The organism is Paraclostridium sp. MRS3W1, from assembly GCF_032465715.1.
Lineage (GTDB): Bacteria > Bacillota > Clostridia > Peptostreptococcales > Peptostreptococcaceae > Paraclostridium > Paraclostridium dentum.
Genome location: NZ_JAWDJM010000179.1, coordinates 35,912 through 43,589 on the forward strand (window position 1 = coordinate 35,912; position 7,678 = coordinate 43,589).

Genomic DNA, 7,678 nt, shown 5'->3' on the forward strand with positions numbered 1-7,678 from the left:
TAGTACCTCCTTGTATAAACAATTGTTAAATACTTAATCTTTTGTAAGGTTTTATATTTAACTTACCTTAATTCTATAGCAACTTCTTCCAGATTTCCATTCTATATTTTATATTTTTTTCGTGGTATAATATTAATTGTGGGGTATTTTACCAAATGCAAAAAGAGCTATCTTAAAAAGACAGCTCTTTTTTATTATATTGAAACAGTAGCAGCTATTTTTTCCTCTGGAGACCCTTCGTATTTAGCTAACCACACTTTTCTTTCTAATTTTAATTTATTTGCAATTTTATCATACTCTTCTTTAGTGTAATAATTTCTTGGATTATATTTATTTATATCTATTCCATCTACTTTTGAAGGAATCATATAACCCCATTCTTCATCTTCTACCCAATCTATGTTATCTCTTGCTATTTCTTTCATTATAGTAGTAGATACTTTTATAGTTAATTTTTCACCATCAAAATCATCTTTAGCTCCAACACTTCCTGTATTTAGTATGAAACATTCCATATCAGGGTTGTTTTGTAATATTTCTCTAAGTTTTATACCTTCTTCTATTTCAGGTCCCATTATAAATGGATTTGTTCCAACACATCTTTTTGATTGACCTGCTTTTGTTGGGTCCCCTGCTGAAGTTTCTATAGACTCTCCTAACATAAATGTATCTAAAGCTTGTTTTGGATCTAACTTAACTACAGGAGGTACTACATCTTTTCTTCTAGTTATAAATATTATCTTATTTGCCTTTTCTAAATTAACAGTGTCATCTGTTGTATCTATTTCTTCTCTTAATATAACCCCTCTACCATTTGAAGTTAAACTTGTATCATAAAAATCTACTTTTCCATCTTCATAAACTTTAATATTTTCTAATGCTGCATTTTCACTAGTAGCTGCTTTATATAATACACTTTGTTGTTCTGGGTTTAATCCTTCAGTTTTTATATAGAATCCATTTTCAGTTCCTACGCAATATCCATTTTCATCCATGAACACAACGTCATCTTGTCTTACTATAGCTTTTTCTTCTCCAGTTAATTCATGATCATGTATAGTTAATGTTGTTTTTCCTGTTCCACTTAGTCCAAACATTATGAAACCAACATCTTTTAATTTTTTGTTTTTATCATATACTCTAAGGACTTTACTACCTGCGTGGAATCCTAATCCTCCAGCTTGTTTTACCTTATACATAGCCATTCTTAAGAAAGATTTCTTAGATTCTCCAAAGTAGTCACTTCCTAGTATAAACGTAACTCCACTTTCTGGGTATGCAAACATTATTCTTTCTGGCCATTCTGGAACATATATACTTACTAAATCTGGATTTTCACTATCAGTTGGATTAAATAATGTATTGTTCCACATGTGAGCTATTCTTGCATATTTTTTAGATATATATAATCTACAGTTATATGAAAACTTATCGCTCATACCCATTTTTCTATCTACTCTTATCATTTCTTTATCTTTTATATATTCAAATACTTTAGCTGCAATTTCATCAGCTTTAGCTTTACTTATTTCTTGTTGATCTACACCAGTTTTTATTTCATCCACTATATAAGTATTTTTAGCACTTCTACTTCTAACTTCACTTATATAACTAGCACTTTTAAACTCTGTTGTTTTTTCCATATCTTTTGCTAAATCTCTTAATTCTTTTCTAGTTGGATTTGCTATAACCTTTCCAAATAATCCATCATTTATATTATTTATACTAAACATACGTCCCCTCCACCTTCAATTAGTGTATCTTTTTTACATTATTAGTATATCATTTTTTCCAAAAATGTCTACTAATTTTACGTATTTTTTATATTCTTTCATACAATTTATTTTCTAACTATTATTTTACATAAAAAAAGAGCCTATCCTTTAATAGACCCTTTACATATTAATACCTTAATTTTAAATAGTCAAACTAGGAACTATCATAAATATGGTTAAAAATAGCCCTATCCACCCTATAATAGATAAAACCCTAATATAAGCTCTCGTTTCCATTATTATCCTCCCTAATTCATTAGTGGCTGTATAATATCATTTGGAATTGTAAATTCAACTAATCCCATGTATCCTGGTGATACTTCGTATTTATCAAAGCAAATAACAAGTTCTCCATCTTTATTGATATAAAAATCTTGATTTTTATCTATAGATTTGAAATTTTCATCTCCCATTTCTTTATCATCTAACCAATATATTTTATTTTCATCTTGTTTCATTTGATTTTTCATTTGCTCTTTTATATTGTTGCTTATAGCATCTATATAGTTGTCATTTTTAAACATACCTTCTAGTGTTAATATAACTTGATTTTTCTTGTCTATATTATAGAATTTTCTTGTAGTATTAGAAGACCCTTGTGCTTCATAATTGTATATTACTAAAGATAGTATTTTATCATTATCCGTTTTGACTTCATACCATGATTCTGCTGCTTTATGACCTGCTGAGTTAGAATCTTTTAAAGATTTAACCTCTTGTAGATATTGATCGTATAATTTTTTACCTTCCGATTCAAATTCTTTATTTAATTTATACTCTAACTCTTTATTATCTAAACCTTCAATTTTTGGTACTTTTATAGATGCCTCGTATCCATCTTCTTTTATTTGATAGTTAGAAAAGTTTATTATCTTTATTACACTGCCTATTACAGGTATTTCTTCTAAACTTTGTGCAAATGATTTATTTATATTAACTGCGCCTATAACAACACATACAGATGCTGCAGCTACTATCCATTTTTTATTAATCTTCTTATTTCTGCTTTTTGAATTTATAGCATCATTTACAACCTCATTTAAATTTTTTGGTATTTTTATATCATCATAATTTTCTTTTAATTTTTTTATTTTATCTATATCCTTCATAAACTTCACTCCTTAATAATCTTCTGTATTTATTTTTATCTTAAGTCTTCTAAGTCCCGTATAAAGTTTAGTTTTTATTGTATTTGTATTTTGTGACAGTACATTTGCTATCTCATCTATTTTCATATCTTCAAAGTATCTTAAAACTATAATAACTCTATATTCTTCTGGCAGTTTTTCCAATGCTCTTTGAAGATCTATATCCGTATATGTGTCATTTGAATTGTGTTCATCAGATAACAACTCTTCTTCTAAAGTTACATACTTACTATTTTTTCTTATGTAGTCTATAGAACTATTTATTAAAATTTTATAAAACCATGGTTTAATAGCTTCTTCATCTTTAAGAGAATCTAATTTTGAAAGTGCTTTGCATATAGAATCATGTACTATATCTAATGCATCATCTTGATTGTTTACATAACTATATGCTACCTTGTAAAAGCCTTCTTGATTGTTTACTATATAGTCTTTAACTTTCTTTTCTTTAATTTTTTTATTTGAGCTCAATAATTTCATCTAAATCTATAGACCTCCTTTCACCTTACATATATATAGACGCTTTATACATACTAAAAAGTTTTAATTTTTTTAATTTAATATATAATTTCTTATTTAGCTTAGTTTTCATCAATTTAAAAAGAGTATCATTATCTAATGATACTCTAAAAAACTTCACTTTCATTTTTAATATTTTTTCTAATTTTAATTTATAATATGCTAAGTGCTTTTTCTAAATCACATATTAAGTCATTATAATTTTCTAATCCTATAGAAAGTCTTATGCTTCCTAAACTAATTCCCATAGCATCAAATTTGTCCGGAGTCATCTCCTTTAAATAACTTATAGCCGGAGCATAAACTAAGCTTTCAAATCCTCCCCAACTTACGCCTATATAAAAATATTCTAATCTATTTACAAATGCTTTTATCTTATCAATATCTTTACAATCTAAATCTATGGCCATTAGTCCTGTATATCCATCCATTTGTTTTTTACCTAATTCATATTGTTCAAAACTTTTAATTCCTGGATAATATACTTTTTTTACTTTTGGATGACTTTCTAAAAATTTTGCAACTTGTAGTGTATTTTCTTGATGTTTAGCTAATCTTATAGGCAATGTCCTTAAACTTCTCATTATTAGCCAAGCTTCGAATGGAGCTATTTTACCACCATATAAAGCATGTTCCTTTTCAAATATATCTTTTATATCTTTTTCACTGCCTATTATAACTCCTGCTACTATATCACTGTGTCCTCCTATATATTTAGAACAAGAGTGAACTTCTAAATCGATTCCCATTTTTAAAGGTTTTTGATATATAGGTGTAGCCCAAGTATTATCTATAATAGTTTTTATATTATGTGCTTTTGCAAGTTTTGAAATTTCATTTATATCTTGTAAACTAAAAACTACACTTGAAGGGCTTTCTAGGTATATTAAACAAGTATTTTCTTTTATATTTTCCCTAAACTCGTTTACATCTTTACCTGATATGTATGTAACTTCTATATTCATTTTTTCTTTTAAATAACTCCCCATAAAATTGTTAGCTGGTCCATATATATTTTTTAATGTAATTATATGTCCATTTGGTTTTACAAAGTGCATAATGGCAGAAGATATGGCAGCCATTCCTGATGTAAAAAGCTTCGCTTTTTCTCCACCTGCCAATTTAGATAGCTTTTCTTCAACAATTGATACAGTAGGATTTTTTCCTCTTGTATATATGCAATTGTTTACAGGATCATCAAAAGCTTTATCTATAGAATCCCAGTCCTCAAAAGTAAATAAACTATTTTGATAGATAGGTGGTACTACTGCTCCTTTATAATCTTTTTTATCCTCACCATAGTGCAAAAGCATAGTTTCATCATAATTACTTTCTCTCATAAAACCCCTCCTAAATATACTTATTTATAGAGTTTGATACATTCATATATATATCCTTTTAAAAAATTAAAAACAGCTGTATTTAGTCCATTTTATACTAAATACAACTGTTTTTATATTATATATCGCTATTTAAAATTTGTCTTGGCCATGATAATAAATCCTTTTTAGCTATTTTAAGCCACTTTTCCTCTGGGAAATGTAAATCACAGAAGTAATTATGATAATTAGCTGTCCAAACATACTTATCCCAAACTACTATATTTGTTTTATGCTTGTTTAATAGTTCTTCAAGCTTCTTTTTATGTCTAAATAATAACTCTTGTTGAACTCTCTCAAATTCATAGTCATTACTACACTCTGTGTAATACTTAAATATAGTATTTAAATAATTTAAAAACCACTGACCATCACTATCTATAAGTATCTTATTTTTTTGTGGAGCTACATCATAATAGTTTATATATTTTTGTAGCCTTTTTACAGTCTTGTCATCTAATACGATTCTTGGATAACAAGAGACTTTACTTTCTGTATTATGCGCATCTAGAAGAGCTGGTCCAAATACTATATCATCATTTATATAAAAATCTCCAACGCTAACTCCCCCTCTTACAAATAAACCTTCTAAAGATAAGTTAAACTGATACTCTGATACATTTTCTAGTATCTCATCTAATTCTTCTTCTCCATCTCCATTTATAGGATATGCAACAACCATGTTATCAGTAAATATTTTAATCTTTCCTTTACTATATTTATTAGGGATTATGCATTGTTTATTTTTATTTATAAGATAATTGATTTCTTTAAGTAGTTTATCTCCATATCCTTCTTCGCAAGAATCTACTATCATCTGAGAAAATCCAAGTATGTCTATCGCGCATACCATAGAATTCACTAAACTCGGGTTATCCTTATCATATATTTTTACACTCATTTACACACATCCTTAAATACTAATTATAGTTTCAATTTATTATACAATAATTTTAAATTTTCTAAAACTATTTACAAAAAATAAAAAAGAGAGCAAATTGCTCTCTTCCTTTATCTATCCTACAACTTTTTTACTATTTTTAGCTTTTTCTCCATGCTTATTTTCATAAACTGTATATAGTGTAAATCCTACTATTGAGAATAGTAATGGTCCACCTATCATAGTTAAAGTCTTAGAAATACCTTCTGGAGAAGATAATGCTGGTTCTATTATAGTAAATAAATTTGCAAATCCAACAACTGCAGTAACTATAACCGCTAATACAGTTGCAATTGTTTTAGTCTTGTATACTACGAATGGTTTTTCTATTTCACCATTTAATTGCTTTCTCTTAAATACAGGGAATGCTGCAGATAAGAACATATATGGTATTGTCATCGCAACATTAGTCATTAAAGTAAGTATAGCAAAGAACTCAGCCGCACTACTTCCACCAAATGATACTAAAAGTATCATAACTATAACTATAATTGCTTGAACTTTCATAGCATTTACAGGCATTCCATTTTTTAATTCACCTAATTTACCAGGCCATAACTCTTTTGGAGCTCCTTGTATTAATGTCTTAAGTGGTGAATAAGTTAATGTAAAGAATGCTCCTGTTAATGATAAGAACATTGAGAATCCTATGAATCTAGCAGTCCAAGCTCCCATAGTAAGAGCTACACTTTCAGATACTCCAAATCCTATTCCTAATTTATAACCTAAGTTACTCATTAATATATATGTAGCATTTGCCATGTTAACATGCTCTCCACCTAATACATCACTCCAATTAGTAAACATACCACATGCAAATATTCCAAGTGCATATCCTACAGATATAACTATTGCAGATATAGCAAGCCCTTTAGGGAACGTTTTCTCTGCATTTTCAGTTTGGTCAACAAGACCTCCTAAAACCTCTAATCCTCCAAATGCAAACACTGCAAATGTTAAGAATGATAAAACCGTAAGTGGTGTTTGATAGTTAGGACTTGGTGATACAGTGAAAGATTTCGCTACATCAGCTATAGGTTGAGCTAATTCTCCTGTTAATGCAACTACTAATACTCCACCAACTAATAGTACTATATTAAGTAATGCAACAGCTGTTCCACCTATAGAAGTTATTTTACTTATTTTATCAACACCTTTAGTAGCTACAAATGTAACAATAGCTATCCACACTACCCCTAAAATACCTAGTGTTTGAACTGATGTTAATCCAAATAAGCTCCAAGTTCCAGTCATATCTTTACCAAATATAGCATTTGATAATGGTACCCATAAACTAGAAGAAACACTTACCATCCAAATTACATAAGATGCATACCACATAAATGTACCTATAAAAGCATACTTAGCTCCTACAGATTTTTCCATCCATGAGTACATACCTCCACTTTCTTTTTTAAATGCAGATCCATATTCAGCCATCATAAATGCATATGGTATAAAGAATAGTACAGCACTTAATACGTACCACGGTATAGCTGCATACCCCATTAAGTAGAATGCTCTTGGCATATTACCAAATCCAAATACCGATGTAAATATCATAAGTATTAATGGTACTAGCGTAAGCTTTTTAACATTATTATTGCTTGGTTGTGACATGTGAATCCCCCTTAAATATGATTTCTTTATTTTGATAAATGAATAACTTTTTTGTCATTTATTTATCAGCCCCTTATTTATTGTTAGATTATCATCATTGTTTTTGCTTTTCAATAGATTTTAGTTTAATTTAAATATTATGATTTTTTAAACTATTCTAAAAAGTATGATATTTGAAAACATTTTTTTAAAACGTTTATATCTTAAATTTCTTTATTTTTTTATAATTTAAGACTATATATAACTAATTTTAGTAGAAACCTCATTATTATTTCATTTTTCTACATATTTCTCCAC

The 7,678-nt window shown here is 28.2% G+C and carries 6 protein-coding genes; all 6 read right to left on the reverse strand.

All coding sequences use genetic code 11. From position 1 onward, the window contains the following. Window positions 1–194: 194 nt before the first annotated feature. A complete protein-coding gene (locus RWY47_RS15425; protein ID WP_051391423.1) occupies window positions 195–1,733 on the reverse strand; it encodes a phosphoenolpyruvate carboxykinase (ATP) in 1,539 nt (512 codons plus the stop codon). 290 nt (window positions 1,734–2,023) lie between these two features. Beyond that, a complete protein-coding gene (locus RWY47_RS15430) occupies window positions 2,024–2,884 on the reverse strand; it encodes an anti-sigma-V factor rsiV (RefSeq protein WP_224170354.1) in 861 nt (286 codons plus the stop codon). A 12-nt stretch (window positions 2,885–2,896) separates the two neighbouring features. Beyond that, window positions 2,897–3,403 carry an RNA polymerase sigma factor gene (locus tag RWY47_RS15435; protein WP_150842315.1) on the reverse strand — a complete coding sequence of 169 codons (507 nt, stop codon included), beginning with the start codon at window positions 3,401–3,403 and terminating at the stop codon, window positions 2,897–2,899. A gap of 191 nt (window positions 3,404–3,594) precedes the next feature. Continuing rightward, on the reverse strand, window positions 3,595–4,782 hold the full coding sequence (locus RWY47_RS15440) for a trans-sulfuration enzyme family protein (protein ID WP_150842314.1): 1,188 nt from the start codon (window positions 4,780–4,782) through the stop codon (window positions 3,595–3,597). A 118-nt stretch (window positions 4,783–4,900) separates the two neighbouring features. Then, window positions 4,901–5,722: a hypothetical protein gene (locus tag RWY47_RS15445; RefSeq protein WP_021431429.1), complete on the reverse strand. Its 822-nt coding sequence runs from the start codon at window positions 5,720–5,722 to the stop codon at window positions 4,901–4,903. A 114-nt stretch (window positions 5,723–5,836) separates the two neighbouring features. After that, a complete protein-coding gene (gene yjeM, locus RWY47_RS15450; protein WP_021431428.1) occupies window positions 5,837–7,381 on the reverse strand; it encodes a glutamate/gamma-aminobutyrate family transporter YjeM in 1,545 nt (514 codons plus the stop codon). Window positions 7,382–7,678: the final 297 nt, after the last annotated feature.

Bases quoted from the DNA above. Each gene is read 5' to 3' on its own strand.
- RWY47_RS15430 (WP_224170354.1), bottom strand. From the start codon at position 2,884: ATGAAGGATATAGATAAAATAAAAAAATTAAAAGAAAATTATGATGAT.
- RWY47_RS15440 (WP_150842314.1), bottom strand. From the start codon at position 4,782: ATGAGAGAAAGTAATTATGATGAAACTATGCTTTTGCACTATGGTGAG.
- yjeM (WP_021431428.1), bottom strand. From the start codon at position 7,381: ATGTCACAACCAAGCAATAATAATGTTAAAAAGCTTACGCTAGTACCA.
- RWY47_RS15445 (WP_021431429.1), bottom strand. From the start codon at position 5,722: ATGAGTGTAAAAATATATGATAAGGATAACCCGAGTTTAGTGAATTCT.
- RWY47_RS15435 (WP_150842315.1), bottom strand. From the start codon at position 3,403: ATGAAATTATTGAGCTCAAATAAAAAAATTAAAGAAAAGAAAGTTAAA.
- RWY47_RS15425 (WP_051391423.1), bottom strand. From the start codon at position 1,733: ATGTTTAGTATAAATAATATAAATGATGGATTATTTGGAAAGGTTATA.